The sequence below is a fragment of the Pedobacter sp. SYSU D00535 genome (assembly GCF_017355855.1).
In the GTDB taxonomy this organism is placed as follows: Bacteria; Bacteroidota; Bacteroidia; order Sphingobacteriales; family Sphingobacteriaceae; genus Desertivirga.
Genome location: NZ_JAFEWD010000001.1, coordinates 951,001 through 966,502, shown reverse-complemented (window position 1 = coordinate 966,502; position 15,502 = coordinate 951,001). Strand labels below are relative to the sequence as shown.

The window sequence follows — 15,502 nt, the reverse complement described above, 5'->3', positions numbered from 1 at the left end:
AGAAGATTCAGGATTCATCCACGTACTTCTTCAAAATCTCCTCATACAAAGCCTCAGGCACCAGGTAAAAAGCTTCCACGCTCTCCTGCTGAACAGGCTTAGTCTTATCTTCCCACATCTTGTGGTGCGATGCTTGGCGTGTGCGACACACCGACTCTGCGGTTTCTCTGAATTGGTAGGCGTTCGTCATGTGAACATTCGGCGAAATAACCTTCTTGTCTGTGCAAACGAAAAACATCATCCTGAATCTGTATCTCTTCATTGTGCTAAAAATATTAGCAAAGTTAATGAACTTCTTTTTGATCTAGAATCAGAAATTATTGTTCGAGTAGCAGCCCCCTAGAACAACCTCTGCCCAAATTTGTAACTTAGCTGTATGGACGAACTCAATATCGACTTACCCTTTACAATTCACGCCGACATCGGTGATGGCGAGCAAGAGTTTCTTGTGATTCCAGATTGGGATGAAGATCTTGGCGAATCTCACTACTCAATCATCTTAGACGGAATAGATCTAGGAGTAATTAGGCTTGTTGACATTGAAGAATGGGAGTGGATCGAAGGGAACATGACAAAAGAGTCAGCCAGTATTTTTGGTGATAAGATTGATAGCAACAATAAATAATCATGTGCGCAGCAGCTGATATATCTCCATCAAAGGCAATTCAAGCAAACCTTGGAGTAGTTTATGCAGGTCCTGAGATGCCGGGCAAAATAAATGTCCGTCCTACAGATCCTTTTCCTGTTATTGATGATTCTTCCGTAAACGAGCTTAAGTATAAAACTTGGGGATTGATCCCATGGCATTCTACCACGGGCAAGATGGACTATAAACGACCTACATTCAATGCCCGCTCTGAGAATATCCTTACTTCTCCTGTATGGAAGCAGCTTATCGGAAACAAGCATTGTGTTTTCATATGCAAAAACTTCTACGAATGGAGCTGGCTGGACGATAAAGGCAAGAAGAAGCAGCCACATATGATAAAATCGGTAGAAGGGCCGTTCACCTTCATGGCCGGACTATGGGAAGACTGGGTAAACAAGCAAACAGGCGAAGTTATTTCGAGTTGCAGCATGATCACCAACCCAGCAAATGAAATGATGGCCAAGATCCATAACGGCGGTAATAACCCTCATCGGATGCCTGCGTTTCTTACTTGGGAGAATGCAAAGCTTTGGCTGGATAATGATATATCAATTCAGGACCGCTTGCAGTTGATTAAACCGGTAGAGAATGACTTTCTAAAAGCTATCGAATTAAAGAAAGTTGGAGATGAGGAAGAATATCAGCAACTTGCGTTCTGTTAACCTAATCTTACACTTATGGATTTTGGACGCTCAACTGAAAGCGATCTATCAACTATAGACTTTAGCCTTCCATCATCGCCAGCATTTAACAGCCGTGTGTTGACTGGTAAGCCTGATCCTGATTTTAGATTCTATTTAGGTGCTGCTAAAACCGGACACGACCATTGGAGGGGAAAGCTGTACCCAGCGAAAACGAAGCAGGCTGACAATCTGAAGGAGTATCAGAAGTTATTCAACTACGTAGAATTCAACGGCACGTTTTACAACCCACCAAAGCCAGCGCAGGTTCTTAAATGGGTGGAGCAGATTGACCGATCAGATTTCAAGTTTTGCCCCAAATTTACTCGCGCGATTTCTCATATGAAACGGCTTCGAGATGTAGATTCGGAAGTTGGACAGTTTTTCGAGTTGCTTGAACTGTTTAAACCCTATTTAGGAGTAAGCTTTATCCAGATGCCTGATAGCTTTAAGCCCGACAGATTTGAAGATCTAGACCGGTTCGCTAAATTAATTCCTCATGGTATACCAGTCCACATTGAACTAAGGAACGAGCTTTGGTTTCCTTATCAGGAATCAATGAACAATACCTTTGAATTCCTTAGGAGAATCAACATCGGAACCGTAATCACTGATTGTAATGATAGACGTGATACACTGCACATGTATCTTACCACGCCGACAGCTTTCATAAGGTTTAACGGCAACGACAACCATCCGACAGATCGCTCTCGTATGGAAGCATGGAGTGAGCAAATAAAGGCGTGGAGGGATCAGGGATTAAAGGAGGCGTATTTCACCTTGCACCAGCCGTTTGAGGAGAAATTCCATTTGTCTGTGGCGACAGCAAAAGACGTATTCCGGGAATTGCTTGATAGTTAGATAAGTTACATTTGCTATTGATGTAGCATTTGGCACGCTTCACAGTAGTAACTCGTTCGACCTGACTTGCCGATCTTCTCTTTTTTAGCGTTACCTTGTCCGTACTTCACTCCTTGCGACAATCTACTTGCAGTTGACCATCAGCCCCCTAAAGGTACAATTTTTAAATATCGGCGGTAGAAATGACATTCAATAGTTTCTTTACCCTACATAGTGTGAATAGGGGCTTTTGTTGGAATCAGCCGCTACCTTAAATTTATACCGGATTTACAGAGTTCGGAGCCAAAAAGAGTAAGCATTGCGAAAAGCCTCCAATGTTACTAAAACTGATGCAATAATGCTCTCTAACCTAGATATGCAGTTTTTTATTCTGTAAATTCATACCGCCTCTTTGTAAATTTATTTGAGTTTGGAAAAATAATAACTTCATAAAATTCAATAGGATAGTCGAAATGAGTAGAAACTAGGTCAATGTATTTTCGCCTTTGATCTATCGGGCATTTTAGTCCAAAGATTACTTCTTTCAATTTACCAGGAAAGTCATAACTGCCTGACCGTTCTTCAATATATCGCCATTCTCTTTCATAGGACCAGTTCGTCGTTTTTGTCGAAACTGCTTGTTGGAAGGTTGTATCATCGAAGGATATCTTTTGAATATTCTTTCCGAAAGCATAAAAGGAGAGAGTAGTTTTGAAACCGGTCCCGCCAAAAGTAGGTCTAACGTCTGAATAAGTAACTTTAAGGCAATTTTCCGCATTTGCCAATTTTCCACCTTCAGTTACCTCAAATCCTATTGCGATGCCTTTTGAACTGTCTGCGTAGTGCGCCCACATTAATTCACTGTCATCACTCTCGCTCAAACTAAAAATACCAACGTCATTAAGTTGTTTGTCAAAATTGGCAAAAGTTTCCTCTGGATTGCTTATTTCTCTCCCAGTTTTACGTAAGATAAACTCTCTTGTTGTTTTATATTGTGCATCAAAGTCTTTTTGCCTGAATTTATTTAAGAACTCTTCGGTTTGTCTTGGGTTAAGGTCATAAAAATTAGTTTTCGATTTGATCGATAGCGCTGCTCCGTGGACAAAACCCATTATATGTCCTTCTTTTAATTTTTTAAGCTCTTCGTCAATCCATTCCTTTGCTATTTCTCCGATTGTACACTCAAAAGGATCGTTCAAGCCAGCTGCATTTGAAAGCCAAACTTTTTTTTCTGAGAATATCTTGTCTGTAAATTCTGAATTATTTCTGTATTTGTAAAGTATCATCTTGTTGTTTTGTCAGCAAGGTTAAGTGTTTTTTATTGTGCCGATTAAGAGCACTTCGGTTTCCACCAGGACCGCCCCAACTACGAAGCACATAGCTTCGTTTAACGATTGAACCGCAATTTCTTGTTGGTGCTGTTATATGCAGTTTTTATAGATTTCATCTAGTAATCTCGTCAGCTTAGTAAAGTCATAATTGTCTTCGGCATTTTTTACGGTCTTGAATTTTCTTACGTAGTCATCCTTATTTTCAAGGGAGCCTTGATACGCGTCAAAGTCCTTGTTATAATTAGTCCACCTGATTTTAGGATTCGATTTTGTCAAATCTAGAAAGCATTCAATTGCTACTGCCTTGCCATTTATATTTTCATTTGTTTTTCCGGTCGGTCCAATCGTTAAAAAATTAGTAAATTCTTCAAGATCAGGCAGCTTCATGATTTTCATTTGGCTTGGCAAATTAAGATTATTGGCCTTGTTGAATTTGTCTATACCTTCCAAATCATTGTCAAAAAGAACAAGCGTTTTATTTTGAATTCTTATACTTGTCAAACCCTGACAGAAGCGATATAAATTTCCAGTACCAGTGAATGGATAATTTTCTTCCATATCAACAAACGTAAAGAAGTCTAAAATATCAGGTTTAAGCAATTCTAAAGACTTCTTAATAATAAATGTGTCGGAACTACCTTCTGTAACAATTAGGAATTTATCGACTTCCTCAACCCCAACAAAAATTTCTTTTTCATTAGTCCAACCTCCGTCAATGACATCTTGAGTTCGCCACTCCAAATTCATTTCTAAGTTGTTTCGATTTTCGATAAGAAGTCGAAGCGTAGAAAGAGGGTCTAGGTTTTCAAAATATGCGCCTATATCTTCATCGTTAATATCAATGTAGTCTTTTAAATCTTTGAAAATTTCATTCTGGAAAATATTCTCCATTACAAATTCTCCTAAGTCGTAATCACCTCCTTCTTTTTTGTTTTTATAGTCTTTGATATTGATTTTCGAAAAGATGGCAAGCATCGTTTCAAAACTTATTTTTGGCTGTTCTAAGTAGTCCGGATAATTGTCGTTGTGTTCTTGGAAATGGTTATTTAATTTTTGTAGTGAGTAACCTAATAATTCAAGTCTATTTTTTACTCGTCCCAAGGAAGTTGAATAACCTGGTTTTAAAATAACTTCACCGTCAGCATAGTAATATGGAATATCTTTTTTGTCTGTCGGTAGAAAGAGTTTCGAATAGTCCCTGAAACCAAAGTTTTTACCCCAGTCAAGTTCTAATTCTCCTACTCCTAATGATATGTATGAACCCATAAATTGTCGTCTGTCCTAAAATTCGAAAAACGTCTAGGCTTTGCGATATGGCGCATAGTAAGCACTTCACCTGCCATCCGCCACAAAACTTAATTAAATCTAGGAAGTTGCGAGATAAACGTCACTAGCTTTTTTCGAAAAAACCTATTAGCCGCAGTTTTTCAATTCAAATACTTCTGATTTCATTGTATTTTTCTTCATAATTGTCGAAAGCATTATAGGTTTCAATAATAGTGTTCCTGACCTGAATCAACGAGTCCTCATCTAATTGAATGAACTCTTGATCCATTTTTCCGTCTTTGATTCTCAGTTTAACGAAGGCAAATCCTTCCAGATCAGCATGGCTCCAGTCCGCATGTACCACCAAGTTTCGTAGTCTGGCAGATTCCTTTAGTTGTTCAATGAAATCCTCATGTGTCTGGATTTTTTTCTTATGAATTTCCTGAGTATAAAGTGAGTGTCGATTTAGAAGATCTACTTTCGATGAGAAATTCATGTTTTGTGTAATGATAAGTCCAGTTGCGTCAATATCGTTGATGATTAGTCGACAAATCAGAGCTGTAAGTCTTTCCTCGAGAAGGTTAAATTCAATCACAATATGTCCTATGTGAGATGAGATATTTTCTAAAAACGCATCATTATCACCTTCTAGATATTTGGTCAGGAAGGCAAATTGTTGAAGTGGGGTTCTCTTTGATTTCATTTTTATTCCGACTAGGGTTAAAAAAGCTATTGAGTATGAGTGCTGTTTTCTCGTTGAATTTTTGCCTATCCTTCTGATTGCATCCAGTCATTCGTTAAAAACCGCGTGTTAATAGTGAGTATTTTTAGGTATGGAAAAGGAGCATATTGAACCAAATCAATTAGAACATATATCTTTTGAGGTATCGGGTTATGTGCAAGAAAGGAAGTTTGTTAAGGTCGATGATCCTCTAAATTATATCGAAGAAACAAACGACTTCAAAAATTTGTACCTGCCTTCTTATTAAATAGTGCAATCGATTCAGCTTCGGGAAACCCTGTTGGCTCAACCGACAGCTTCCCTGTCGGGTCTTTCTCATTCAATGCCTTTACAAAGTATTTAGTGGCACTGTCAAAGCATCTTAATACCGTTTCCTTTTGACGCTGTTTGTTTGAGTTTTTAAAAAAACCAAATTTTTCATGCGTGTAAAAATGAAATAATCTTTCTCCTTTAAAAGACCGTATGGTTAACGATATTTCGACGACAAATACGTAGCCTAGTGGCGTTACATCCATTGTTAAAATATCCCTGTGAAACCCTCCAACCTGTTCAATGTCTTTATGGGGGAAGTCTTTAAAATCATCTCCTCCCACATATTCCGTCCAGTGTTTAATAATATCTTGAGGCATGTACTATTTACTTTACTCAAATGTAGTAGAAAAATTCAGTCCTATAAGCCCCGAGTCCTACTAGTACTTAGTCGGGCGTAGCTTTAATTACAGCTGCCATCTAGGTTTGGGAATTTCGTATCCCTCTTATTTACATGAAACCTTCTTTTTTATTTAAAAAAGCCAATTCTATCGGTTTAGAAAAAGATGAAATTTCGATCGTCATATTATACATAAGAATTGGAATTTTCAAATTCTTTGCCTTTGCTAAAATTCGGTGCATCTTCAAGCTCAGCCAACCTACAATTTTATTAAAGTTTGTTTTTTTAGTTCAATCGATTTAACTTTAATGACAAACCTTATTTCTGATGTCAAAACTCAACCTCAAAGCTAAACTCATCGGCACAGGAGCCATCAACAACTCTTGGATCTATCTTGAAAACGTTCCTACAGATGATCGCCCACATGCAGTTGCAATTGGTCTTTTTCCCAAGAACGACAAGCGAAAGGAATGGAAAAATGATCAAATATCAATTAACGTGGACGGCGACCTCGAATACCAACTAGACGTGCATGCCCTGAAGGATACAGATTGGGAGTTTAGCTTAATCAATAGGGATAATTCTGAGACCCTAGTGGAAATAAGTGGGTCCACAGGCGAAGATCCGCAAGCAGGTAGCAATGTTTCAATAATTACAGGAGTGATAGTTATAAAAAATGAAGAGGCTTAGATTAATAATACTAGCGAGCTTTGTTGGAACAATGGCTGCTAACGGGCAGACCTCAGTTGTTCAGGACGCAAAAGGTGAGACAAGTTTACCTGTAGGTGTAGGGGGAGTCGTTGCAATCAACGCCAAAAATGAGAGTATTTCCGCCTCTTATGGTATTCCGCTCAAAAAGCAAGGTGCCGGCGTTAACCCACCTCCAATTTATAATCATAACTACTTGGGAATCTCCTTTGATGCCAAGGGGAAAAACGGGATAGCGAACGTTATTAAAAATGATGAATTTCAATATGACGGGAGTCTAGGAGCCTATTACTTCCAGAACTTCGATGACAGGAGAGGACCGGCAAATACTACTTTACAGTATCACCTTTCCTTTAATCTTTTGTTTAGTCAATTTAAGCTATACGATCCTGCCAGGGATTTTTCAAAGCAAGTTTACGATAAGAATAAGGGAGGATTTAAGATCCAATCCGGCCTCAACCATACATTTCATATCGGAGATGATGCTACAAAGCCTCTACTGATCACCGGCATCGCCATTAACGGTGGTGAACGGAACAATACGGGTGACCTTAAAACAATAGAAGTTTCCAATTCCGTTAGCATTACCGACGCTGGGACAGGAACTACTCGGGTCGTGCAAAGCGATAAGTCTACTCCCTATAATCTCTCTCAATACAAACACAGTGTTGGATTCTGGAATATCAACGCGGATTTTGGAACCCGACTACGAGAACATTATATTCTTTTAGTTCATCCTCGTCTTTCAGGTCAGGGAGACAGAAAACGGCAATGGAACCCAGCAGCGGGTTTATATTTTACAAAGGATGGAGCTCCCTCCGAAATTGTTGCTGGATTTCAAGTACAGATCTTGGATTGGGACAACTCAGCAGGTTCAACAAAGTCGAGAAGTCAGCGAACAACATTCAATGTTGTAGCGGGATTTAGTTTTTAGTCGGTAGCTGGATCGATGAGTAGATATTTAGACGAGGGCTATTAATTAGAATAATATGGCAACTGCAAAGGAAATATTAGGTCCACCTGAGGTTACTGGAATAGCAGAGAAGTTAGTCGAAATCGTGCGTCTGTCGAAGATGAGCGACAAAGAGATAGTTCAAAATCATCTCCTTCAAGTACTTGATTCGGTCAGTGTTATCAGAACCGAGTTGGATGCAGTTGAAAAGGAGACCAGGCAACGGCTTGTTGGTAATAGCCCTTTTGATATTGGTAAGCGCGTCGAATCCCGTGGCTCTAGTAGGAAAGGAGAGGGCAAAGTGAGACGAACTCACAATTGGCCGGTTAAGACATTTAAGGAAACAGATTATAGCAAAGCAGTTACTTGGGCCGATAAGGTAGAGTATATTCTAAGAAAATCGGGAAGAGCGTTAACTTCCGCAGAGATAAAAGACGAGTTGATTGAGTTGGAAAATATAAGTCTAGACGATAAGGAGAAAGGAAGAAAGTTGCTAATGAAGGTTAGTTCTGTATTTAGTCAAGCTACTAAGAGATTTAAGCGTATTACGTCGGAAGGAGAATCGCCAGCTTATTACGATCTGATTCATAAATAGTAGTTAGATTGAGGGTAGCTAGCGGTTAGGGAGTCGGGACAAATTTGAGGAGAGCATTGGTGTAGGACTAGATGTGAATCGACATTAATAGTTATTGTTGACAATTATTAATGATTAAAACGGAGTGATGCTGTGGCCAGGCGGAACCATCAACAGCCTTGTCGAAAGCTTTATTTCTCTCCTTCCAAGAAATCTCGGTAGTTTTCTAATAACTCGCGGAGAGCTATATTTTGAGCCATGATAGTCCGATAGAATACAGTGCATATGATTGCTGATCTGTCATCTGCGTCATCTATACCCATTTCTGCAAACCACCTAGTTAGGTCGTTCGTCTCGTTCCATAAGTTCCACTCGTTCCGCAACAAACCACCTAACCCAAAATGAGACTCAACGGTAAAATCGTGTTCACTCATTTCCATTATTTCCATTTGATTTTCAGGCGGAATTCTATCTATTAGGGCTTGAACGGCTAACTTTAGCGGTGCTGGGATATTCATATATTAATTTAATTATAAGGCTTATGCTGTGGCATAGGCTCCGATTTTTCAAGCGGCACTATTTTGTTACGCATTTCCGCTTTATTAGTGAAATGTCTTGAAATATCCTCTGCTATGTCCTTAAAGTTGTTTCCTGTCGTGTTTTTGTAATAAAAAATCTTGATCGACTTACAATTGGTACTCTCAAAAATCATATTTAGTAACGTCCTGTCAGATAAACCACATGAATGGCCAAGAATGTATACTTGGTATTCGTCGGCGTTTATGAACCGTATTAAATTATGATAATTCGATGTACGAAAGTACCAAAAGGATTTGAAGAAGGTTAAATAGCCTTTTGCCTTTTCCAGCTCAATCTTCGCATAGTCGGAGTCTAGTTCATCCCCAAAACCAAATATTAATGGATTTTTGATATCATTTATCGTCCCGTGAATGTGATTTAGAGAATAATTGGCAAGCGCAGGTGGTCTCCCGAGGTATTGGTTAGCGGTTTGGGTATAGTTGAAGTTAAGGATCATTGTGTTTCTGGGACCAATATCTTCCTCTAGAGTACTCGTCACTATGTCCTCCTTTAGTATTTTAGATTCAAATATTTTTCTATACTGAGCTATCCTCCTCGGAACCGCCATGGTGGATAGATATTTCTCTAGGAGCTCAATAATGAATTCAAACGAGTTGTTCAATTCCATCAGCAGTTCCTCCTTATCGCTGGTACTTATATCGGTTTTCAAAATGGCTTTAACGGAAAGGTAATACTCGTTTTCAATATCTACCCATCTAGAATTAGCACAGGTATCAAGTAGCTTTTTTAGAAAAGCGGATTTAATGTGGGTGGTATATGGGTTCGTGTAGCGGACGCTGGGGCTCACGTCGTCAAGTCCCTCCCAGTAGATAAGGTAGCCTAGTTTGCCAGAATCGTAAAAGTAGTGAACCATATCTTTCACGCTCTTGAACGGCATTTTAGTTCGAAAGTCCCACACGGAATTAACTTCAATAAGCTTATCGGTATAGTATCCTCGCTCTAGCGCGTTCTCCATCGAGAATGTTAGATACCATTTTATGAAGTCGCTGTATGATGTTTTTAAGCCATGTGCTAAGTCAAAGCCATTGCCAATTAAAATAAGTCTATTCAATAATTATGATATTAGAAGAGTGAGAGTCCTTTTCGTTTATCTAAAATAGCAATATCGTCTATATCGAAACAATATTTATATTAGGATCATGAAAAAGCTGACCGTACTCGCATTTGTGTTGTTTTCCTTAAATGCTGCTAGCCAAACCAAAATCAAAGCATCTGATGCAGGAAAACATATTGGTGATTCGGTTTCTATTACAGAAACAGTTTCCGGCGGTAGGTACTTGGAGAGTGCCTCCCTAACGCTTCTGAATCTTGGAGGCGTTTTTCCTAACCAACTTCTGACTCTGGTCATTCGAGGCGAGGATAGGGCAAAGTTCAAAGCAAACCCAGAGGAGTTGTTCAAAGGTAAGACTATAATAGTTGCGGGAAAAATATCAGAATTTCGGAATAGACCCCAAATCACAATCACAGATCCAAAGCAAATTGTAATTGTAGATTGATTCCATTGTTTTCGATTCAGATAAAATTGCCACTAGTGCATGAATGATAGATTATTATTCTTAAATACAGGCTGGATGGACCTTTATCAGGGCCTTGCTAATGATAGTATTCGAGGTGGTGGAAAACACGTGCAAAGAGAAGGTTGGGGCGGAGAAGTATATAATTTCAAACCTCATCGCGGTAATTGCTATGCCTACGTTCAACCCAAAATAGATCGGAAGTACAATAATCCAAGCACGATTAAGCTAGAAAAACTCGGTGGATCAAAATCCGATCAGAAAATTGAAGGAATTACGGTAGTTTGGACAGCCAGTGATCCAGATAATGGAGGTACTAAGATTGTTGGATGGTTTAGAAATGCTACAGTCTATAGGACATTGCAAGACGCTCCATCTGGAAGCGGTCGTTTAATTTCGGGAGCAAGTTTTGGCTATTTCGTTTCTGCTAAGGTAGAGGACTGCACACTTTTGCCGAAGGACAATAGGGTTAAAGTGGTTGAGCGAGCTAAAAAGGGTTGGATGGGGCAGAGCAATGTGTGGTATGCTGATCAAAACCCGGACTTTGTCCGAGAGGTGCGTGCCTATATCAAAAACCGGGGGGTACCACCAGTGCCTAACCCGCCGCGGCAGCCAGATACACTGAGGAGGATTGAAGTAGAGAAGGCTGCTGTAGATCTTGTTACTAGGCATTTCACAAGTCTTGAATACCAGGTCGAATCTGTTGAAAGAGACAACGTTGGGTGGGATCTGGAAGCGCGCCGTGAGAGACTAACTTTAAAGATAGAGGTGAAAGGACTGTCTGGTAAAGAAGTGGTTGCGGAATTAACGGCGAATGAGTATAAAAAAATGAAGGAGTTTCAATCTGAATACCGGCTTTGTATCGTTACCAGCGCTTTGGAGAACCCGACCCTGCACATGTTCTATTATTCGGTGGAAAATCTTGCTTGGATCGATGAAAAAGGGAGGAGATTGGGGTTGGAAGAAAAGGTTTCCGCAACGGCCTTTATCTCTTAACTTTAATAACTATAGGAACGTTACACCAGCATAGATGATATGTAGATGAAGAGCAGATCATTTCTCTACGACTATTAAGGCGATTCAGGATTTTTAATATCGGTGGCCAGCTCTCTTGAAATCGCTGTCAATATTTGGCTTGGCTTATGTAGGAGTTCCGGATTCTTGTTTAGAATAAAAAGCTCTGAAATACTTAGTGACCTTACTTGTACATTGACTTCCCCCTCAGTATTGGTCAGTTTTACCACCAATAAGGAGCCGATTCTTATTGCAGCATTTGGAATTGTTTCTACTGATTTTAGGATATTCATTAAGGCTTCGGATTGATTTCGGTCTATTTCTGATTGCTGTTTCAGTATCGCATTTACTTCTATCCCGTATTCAGCCTCTCGCAGTCTTTTCCGTACTTCCTCACTGTTAATTGCCTCTTTGGAAACACCAATTAGCCTTTTTATCCAAGACCCACGCTCAGATTCGAACTCGAACAACGTTTCGAATCCTATACTTGGAAGTAAATCAAGAACTGATTGGTAGGCTTGATAGATCGTTTCGGGCACCTCACAATCAAGATAAATATTTACCGGTACTAACTGCATTTTCACATCGCTAGTCGCTAATACATCTGAATAGATGAAATTCTTTAGCCTCTTATTTTCAGCTTCCAATTCCTTTATCTTCTCCTCTTTGTTTGGACCTTTATAGAAGGTAGGTGCAATGGACTGTACGTTTTCTAACCCATGAATTTTTTCAAGTTTTTTTAATTTCCTTTTATACGCTGGTTCGTTTTCTAGCGCCTGCAAGCCATTTGCAACGCGAAGTTTCATGCTCAAGTCTTTCAACCTTAGAATCCTCTCACGCGACTTTCTTAGCTGGTCTTCAATTGATTCTAAACCAGAATGCTTTTCTAGCTTATCTAATATACCCTCAAGAAGTATAACTTCCTGTGCACTTTCATCTTCAAAGACTTGAAGCTCTTTGCTTAATTGTCCGATATTTTTGCTTTTCACGTTTTCGAGTTAAAGAAATAAACATAATTCTTTTCCGCCAGATTTTATAAATCTCTGTGGCTAGCTAGGCCTGGCAGTAGCGGTTGAGCTGAAACGTGCCATGTGTTCCAAAACTACGTGTGACATGATTGAATAAAATGTTAAGGAAAATATTCATTTCTCAATAGTAATCTTTGAGTGAGATGTACAATTCCCCGAATTTTCTACCCGAAATTTTGATAGGGAACTTTGAATGACAATAAAGGTATTGATAGAGCTGTCGTCAACTCCTACTTTGCGTAATACTTTTTTCATCTCGAAAAATGAAATCGACTAAGAGTGGAATTGTAATAAAGCTGTTCCTGAAGCCTGTTAAGGCCGTTTTTGTCATCCTCTTGCCTTAATTCCCACGCAAAATACGTACACCAATAACCTTTATTTTTGTATTCAACAGTTAAGATAAACCATTATAAACTAAACCGTATGTCAGAAAAGGGCTATGTAATCAAAGGGGCAGGGAAGCCAAAGGAACGTTTTTTAGATTGTGCTATCGACGCGAATTATGCTATTGGGGACAAAGGGACCGTGTATTCCTTTATCTCGGGTCGGGAAGTAGGGGTTGAGTCAGATCACGGATACCGACAAGTGTGGATATCTAGTAAGAGCAAATGGTACAAAGTCCATAGCCTACAATGGTTGTCTTTTTTTGGAAATATACCGTGTGGGTATGAAGTGGATCATCGAGATAATCGCCGAGGGAACAATATCCTCGGGAATCTTCAACTTCTTTCCTCTAGAGATAACAAATTAAAGTCAGCTGCATTTAGAGCTTCTTTAAAGAATGTGAAGGGAAATGTCGACCATACTCACCGTATATGCCAGTACACAAGCTCAGTTACAGACAGTTCTTTGCTTTGTGTGAAAAACCTTCCAAGAGGAGAAAATCACCATAAGTTTCTTGGTTTTTTTAAGATCAATGGATGTGTATTTGATATAGCTAAGGAGGCGGCTAGCTTACTGGGAATAAGCGCCTACAGGTTAAGGGAGCTGTGTAAGCGTGATCTCGCTGGATTTAGTTTTCATCCTAAGGAAGAAGCAGCGCAGATGCTAGTTACCGAACCGGCGAACCGGAAAATCAACGTAGCTAATCAACTAGCTTGTGGAGGTTGCGATATAGATGCTATCTTGCTTTCGCTTGAGAAGCATTTTAAATATATCATTTCAGATGTGCAGGTCCATAAACTGTCCGAAACGCTGACCTTTACAACCCTGATAGGAGATGGGGTCGAGATAGCTCGGTTTTTAGCAAAGAAATATCCGGATGCTGTGTTTCAATTGCTGTATTCTACAGATCCGACTTTTAGTTGCAGTAGCCGTATATTTATTATTAGCGGGGATAAGGAAATAGAGGATTGCGACATCAGCAAAGAGGAGGTAGCAAACTTTTTGGTTAGCACCGAGAATCCTTCCGTTTACAGAAGTACCACCACTCGAAACCATCCGGCTGTAAACTTCACGTATAAAGCAACACAGGCACAAGGGTAGGATAGGCAGCTAATTTGGATTAGGGGTAGCTGAAGGAGTTTCCCCATTTCCAACTTCTCTAGGGAAAAATGATTTTGGGATCTTTCTCAATGTTCAAAATAGGGAGCGATAAAATCAAGGTTTTTCTGAAATGAGGGCTAGCCTCGCACCAATAAAGTTTAAGTTCCTCATCGCTGCTTTTTTCTCTGATTTAGTTTTGGAAAATTTCGGGGTAGGGTAAAATTTTTTCGGCGCCCTGTTTGTTTACTCCTTGCTGAAAAACGCCAATTTTTAGGTAGCTCAGGCTTAGAAAGCTAACCACAGGACCTGTAATTTCTCTCTGTTTAGGGTTCATATTTTCGGCTTTTCTCCAAAGAATTTAGTGTTAAAGTAAAAGATTAAACTGTACCCTTTATTTATTGTTGAAAAGTTTTTCAACTAATAGACATAACAAACTCGGCAAAAAATGGAAGTAATCGTAATTGAATCGGAGACTTTTAAAGCTATTCAGGGCATGTTTGAAACTATTCAACGTCAAATAATAGAGCTTGCAGCGGAAAACAAAAAACTCAAATCAGACTATTGGCTAACCACAAGCGAAACCGCTAAGTACCTAAAAATCTCTACAAAGTCACTAGAGAAGTATCAGTTAGATATAGGATACAATCAAATAGGTGGAAAAGACAAACGATTTAAAAAGTCAGATATAGATGCTTGGTTGGCTAAAAATTATTTGAAGAGTAGCAAGTAAATGAAAATAGGAGCGAGGGAAACACTCAACTGATAGACTACCTTAATACATATCCTTTTACCGCATAACGATTTTCGCGACTTAATCTCTTATTACTTAATATCTTATAATAAGAATTCTTTTGCTGGGTGTTTTTTCCTTTATCTCAAGTATGCCGACTTCTGTTATTAGGGGCGTGTTTTAAGGGAATAGGGGGTATTGGAGGATAGGGGAGAGGGATTGTTCGGAGTGAGGTAATACAGCCATGTAGGCGCCTTAATTTTTTGAATAAGTTCTAGATTATGATTTTATTCGTGGATGAAAAAACTTATCACAACAATACTTCTAATCCTATATCATTGGGTTCTTACTTACATAATTATTTACTTCCTAGAGTACGAAAAGCTATATCAGCCAGAATCAACGATTGTGAATTTCTTATTTATCCTAGCGATACTCTATCCGTATTTTACGAATAAGTTAGTGTATAAGAAGTTACATAATCCAAATAAAACAGCGGGAAGGGCCCTTATAGTTCATATTTTACTTGTCTTCCTGCACTACTATGGATCAGATAAAGATCAAATTTCCCCTGGCACATATGCTTTGTATCTAAACTATGCAGTTTCTGTTTTATCGTTAGGCAGTATAGCAATTAATGGACGTGGCAAACTGCGCCCACAATTGCAACAGAGCGAAGAGGAGAGCAAGCCGGCAGACCGATAAATCCTTATTTAATTAATTGTTTGAAGTTGTGTGTT

The 15,502-nt window shown here is 39.2% G+C and carries 18 protein-coding genes; 10 read left to right on the top strand and 8 right to left on the bottom strand.

The genetic code is table 11. From position 1 onward, the window contains the following. Nucleotides 1–7 precede the first annotated feature (7 nt). Nucleotides 8–262 (bottom strand): hypothetical protein, encoded by a 255-nt coding sequence (locus J4N23_RS03980; RefSeq protein WP_207425703.1) that lies wholly within the window; start codon nt 260–262, stop codon nt 8–10. Nucleotides 263–376: 114 nt separating this feature from the next. Between J4N23_RS03980 and J4N23_RS03975 the strand changes: the two genes are divergently transcribed. Genes J4N23_RS03975 through J4N23_RS03965 form a run of 3 tightly spaced genes read left to right on the top strand, consistent with a single transcriptional unit; the run spans nt 377 to nt 2,190 of the window. After that, nucleotides 377–625 (top strand): hypothetical protein, encoded by a 249-nt coding sequence (locus tag J4N23_RS03975; protein WP_207425702.1) that lies wholly within the window; start codon nt 377–379, stop codon nt 623–625. A gap of 2 nt (nt 626–627) precedes the next feature. Continuing rightward, nucleotides 628–1,311: an SOS response-associated peptidase gene (locus tag J4N23_RS03970; RefSeq protein WP_207425701.1), complete on the top strand. Its 684-nt coding sequence runs from the start codon at nt 628–630 to the stop codon at nt 1,309–1,311. A 15-nt stretch (nt 1,312–1,326) separates the two neighbouring features. Further along, nucleotides 1,327–2,190 carry a DUF72 domain-containing protein gene (locus J4N23_RS03965; RefSeq protein ID WP_207425700.1) on the top strand — a complete coding sequence of 288 codons (864 nt, stop codon included), beginning with the start codon at nt 1,327–1,329 and terminating at the stop codon, nt 2,188–2,190. Nucleotides 2,191–2,555: 365 nt separating this feature from the next. On the opposite strand, the gene J4N23_RS03960 is transcribed toward J4N23_RS03965, so the two are convergent. The 4 genes from J4N23_RS03960 to J4N23_RS03945 all read right to left on the bottom strand — a co-directional run bounded on the left by J4N23_RS03960 (nt 2,556) and on the right by J4N23_RS03945 (nt 6,137). Beyond that, nucleotides 2,556–3,455: a DUF2971 domain-containing protein gene (locus J4N23_RS03960; protein WP_207425699.1), complete on the bottom strand. Its 900-nt coding sequence runs from the start codon at nt 3,453–3,455 to the stop codon at nt 2,556–2,558. A 135-nt stretch (nt 3,456–3,590) separates the two neighbouring features. Further along, nucleotides 3,591–4,766 carry a HEPN/Toprim-associated domain-containing protein gene (locus J4N23_RS03955; RefSeq protein WP_207425698.1) on the bottom strand — a complete coding sequence of 392 codons (1,176 nt, stop codon included), beginning with the start codon at nt 4,764–4,766 and terminating at the stop codon, nt 3,591–3,593. 166 nt (nt 4,767–4,932) lie between these two features. Beyond that, the gene (locus J4N23_RS03950; protein WP_207425697.1) at nt 4,933–5,469 is read right to left on the bottom strand and encodes a hypothetical protein; all 537 of its coding nucleotides are present in this window, start codon (nt 5,467–5,469) and stop codon (nt 4,933–4,935) included. Between the two features lie 257 nt (nt 5,470–5,726). After that, a complete protein-coding gene (locus tag J4N23_RS03945) occupies nt 5,727–6,137 on the bottom strand; it encodes a hypothetical protein (protein ID WP_207425696.1) in 411 nt (136 codons plus the stop codon). Nucleotides 6,138–6,484: 347 nt separating this feature from the next. Between J4N23_RS03945 and J4N23_RS03940 the strand changes: the two genes are divergently transcribed. Genes J4N23_RS03940 through J4N23_RS03930 form a run of 3 tightly spaced genes read left to right on the top strand, consistent with a single transcriptional unit; the run spans nt 6,485 to nt 8,412 of the window. Further along, nucleotides 6,485–6,847 (top strand): hypothetical protein, encoded by a 363-nt coding sequence (locus tag J4N23_RS03940; protein WP_207425695.1) that lies wholly within the window; start codon nt 6,485–6,487, stop codon nt 6,845–6,847. Continuing rightward, nucleotides 6,834–7,799, top strand: a complete 966-nt coding sequence (locus J4N23_RS03935) for a hypothetical protein (protein ID WP_207425694.1) — start codon at nt 6,834–6,836, stop codon at nt 7,797–7,799. The genes J4N23_RS03940 and J4N23_RS03935 overlap by 14 nt, the downstream gene beginning before the upstream one ends. Before the next feature lie 55 nt (nt 7,800–7,854). Beyond that, complete coding sequence (locus J4N23_RS03930) at nt 7,855–8,412, top strand: hypothetical protein (RefSeq protein ID WP_207425693.1); 558 nt, start codon at nt 7,855–7,857, stop codon at nt 8,410–8,412. A gap of 170 nt (nt 8,413–8,582) precedes the next feature. Here J4N23_RS03930 and J4N23_RS03925 read toward each other — a convergent pair whose 3' ends face one another. Further along, on the bottom strand, nt 8,583–8,909 hold the full coding sequence (locus J4N23_RS03925) for a DUF6794 domain-containing protein (protein WP_370527233.1): 327 nt from the start codon (nt 8,907–8,909) through the stop codon (nt 8,583–8,585). A gap of 8 nt (nt 8,910–8,917) precedes the next feature. Further along, nucleotides 8,918–10,042 (bottom strand): AbiH family protein, encoded by a 1,125-nt coding sequence (locus J4N23_RS03920; protein WP_207425691.1) that lies wholly within the window; start codon nt 10,040–10,042, stop codon nt 8,918–8,920. An 88-nt stretch (nt 10,043–10,130) separates the two neighbouring features. On the opposite strand from J4N23_RS03920, the gene J4N23_RS03915 reads away from it, so the two are divergent. Together J4N23_RS03915 and J4N23_RS03910 are read left to right on the top strand one after the other, a co-directional pair. Beyond that, the gene (locus tag J4N23_RS03915; protein ID WP_207425690.1) at nt 10,131–10,487 is read left to right on the top strand and encodes a hypothetical protein; all 357 of its coding nucleotides are present in this window, start codon (nt 10,131–10,133) and stop codon (nt 10,485–10,487) included. A 39-nt stretch (nt 10,488–10,526) separates the two neighbouring features. Next, nucleotides 10,527–11,501, top strand: a complete 975-nt coding sequence (locus J4N23_RS03910; RefSeq protein ID WP_207425689.1) for a DUF3883 domain-containing protein — start codon at nt 10,527–10,529, stop codon at nt 11,499–11,501. Nucleotides 11,502–11,575: 74 nt separating this feature from the next. Here J4N23_RS03910 and J4N23_RS03905 read toward each other — a convergent pair whose 3' ends face one another. Beyond that, entirely contained in the window at nt 11,576–12,508 is a 933-nt protein-coding gene (locus J4N23_RS03905; RefSeq protein ID WP_207425803.1) for a hypothetical protein, read from the bottom strand. A gap of 462 nt (nt 12,509–12,970) precedes the next feature. On the opposite strand from J4N23_RS03905, the gene J4N23_RS03900 reads away from it, so the two are divergent. Both J4N23_RS03900 and J4N23_RS03895 read left to right on the top strand, forming a co-directional pair. Then, a complete protein-coding gene (locus J4N23_RS03900; RefSeq protein WP_207425688.1) occupies nt 12,971–14,032 on the top strand; it encodes an HNH endonuclease signature motif containing protein in 1,062 nt (353 codons plus the stop codon). A 445-nt stretch (nt 14,033–14,477) separates the two neighbouring features. Next, a complete protein-coding gene (locus J4N23_RS03895) occupies nt 14,478–14,762 on the top strand; it encodes a helix-turn-helix domain-containing protein (protein WP_207425687.1) in 285 nt (94 codons plus the stop codon). Nucleotides 14,763–15,502: the final 740 nt, after the last annotated feature.

Coding starts and splice junctions, on each gene's coding strand:
- J4N23_RS03980 (WP_207425703.1), bottom strand. CDS start 262: ATGAAGAGATACAGATTCAGGATGATGTTTTTCGTTTGCACAGACAAG.
- J4N23_RS03975 (WP_207425702.1), top strand. CDS start 377: ATGGACGAACTCAATATCGACTTACCCTTTACAATTCACGCCGACATC.
- J4N23_RS03970 (WP_207425701.1), top strand. CDS start 628: ATGTGCGCAGCAGCTGATATATCTCCATCAAAGGCAATTCAAGCAAAC.
- J4N23_RS03965 (WP_207425700.1), top strand. CDS start 1,327: ATGGATTTTGGACGCTCAACTGAAAGCGATCTATCAACTATAGACTTT.
- J4N23_RS03960 (WP_207425699.1), bottom strand. CDS start 3,455: ATGATACTTTACAAATACAGAAATAATTCAGAATTTACAGACAAGATA.
- J4N23_RS03955 (WP_207425698.1), bottom strand. CDS start 4,766: ATGGGTTCATACATATCATTAGGAGTAGGAGAATTAGAACTTGACTGG.
- J4N23_RS03950 (WP_207425697.1), bottom strand. CDS start 5,469: ATGAAATCAAAGAGAACCCCACTTCAACAATTTGCCTTCCTGACCAAA.
- J4N23_RS03945 (WP_207425696.1), bottom strand. CDS start 6,137: ATGCCTCAAGATATTATTAAACACTGGACGGAATATGTGGGAGGAGAT.
- J4N23_RS03940 (WP_207425695.1), top strand. CDS start 6,485: ATGTCAAAACTCAACCTCAAAGCTAAACTCATCGGCACAGGAGCCATC.
- J4N23_RS03935 (WP_207425694.1), top strand. CDS start 6,834: ATGAAGAGGCTTAGATTAATAATACTAGCGAGCTTTGTTGGAACAATG.
- J4N23_RS03930 (WP_207425693.1), top strand. CDS start 7,855: ATGGCAACTGCAAAGGAAATATTAGGTCCACCTGAGGTTACTGGAATA.
- J4N23_RS03925 (WP_370527233.1), bottom strand. CDS start 8,909: ATGAATATCCCAGCACCGCTAAAGTTAGCCGTTCAAGCCCTAATAGAT.
- J4N23_RS03915 (WP_207425690.1), top strand. CDS start 10,131: ATGAAAAAGCTGACCGTACTCGCATTTGTGTTGTTTTCCTTAAATGCT.
- J4N23_RS03910 (WP_207425689.1), top strand. CDS start 10,527: ATGAATGATAGATTATTATTCTTAAATACAGGCTGGATGGACCTTTAT.
- J4N23_RS03900 (WP_207425688.1), top strand. CDS start 12,971: ATGTCAGAAAAGGGCTATGTAATCAAAGGGGCAGGGAAGCCAAAGGAA.
- J4N23_RS03895 (WP_207425687.1), top strand. CDS start 14,478: ATGGAAGTAATCGTAATTGAATCGGAGACTTTTAAAGCTATTCAGGGC.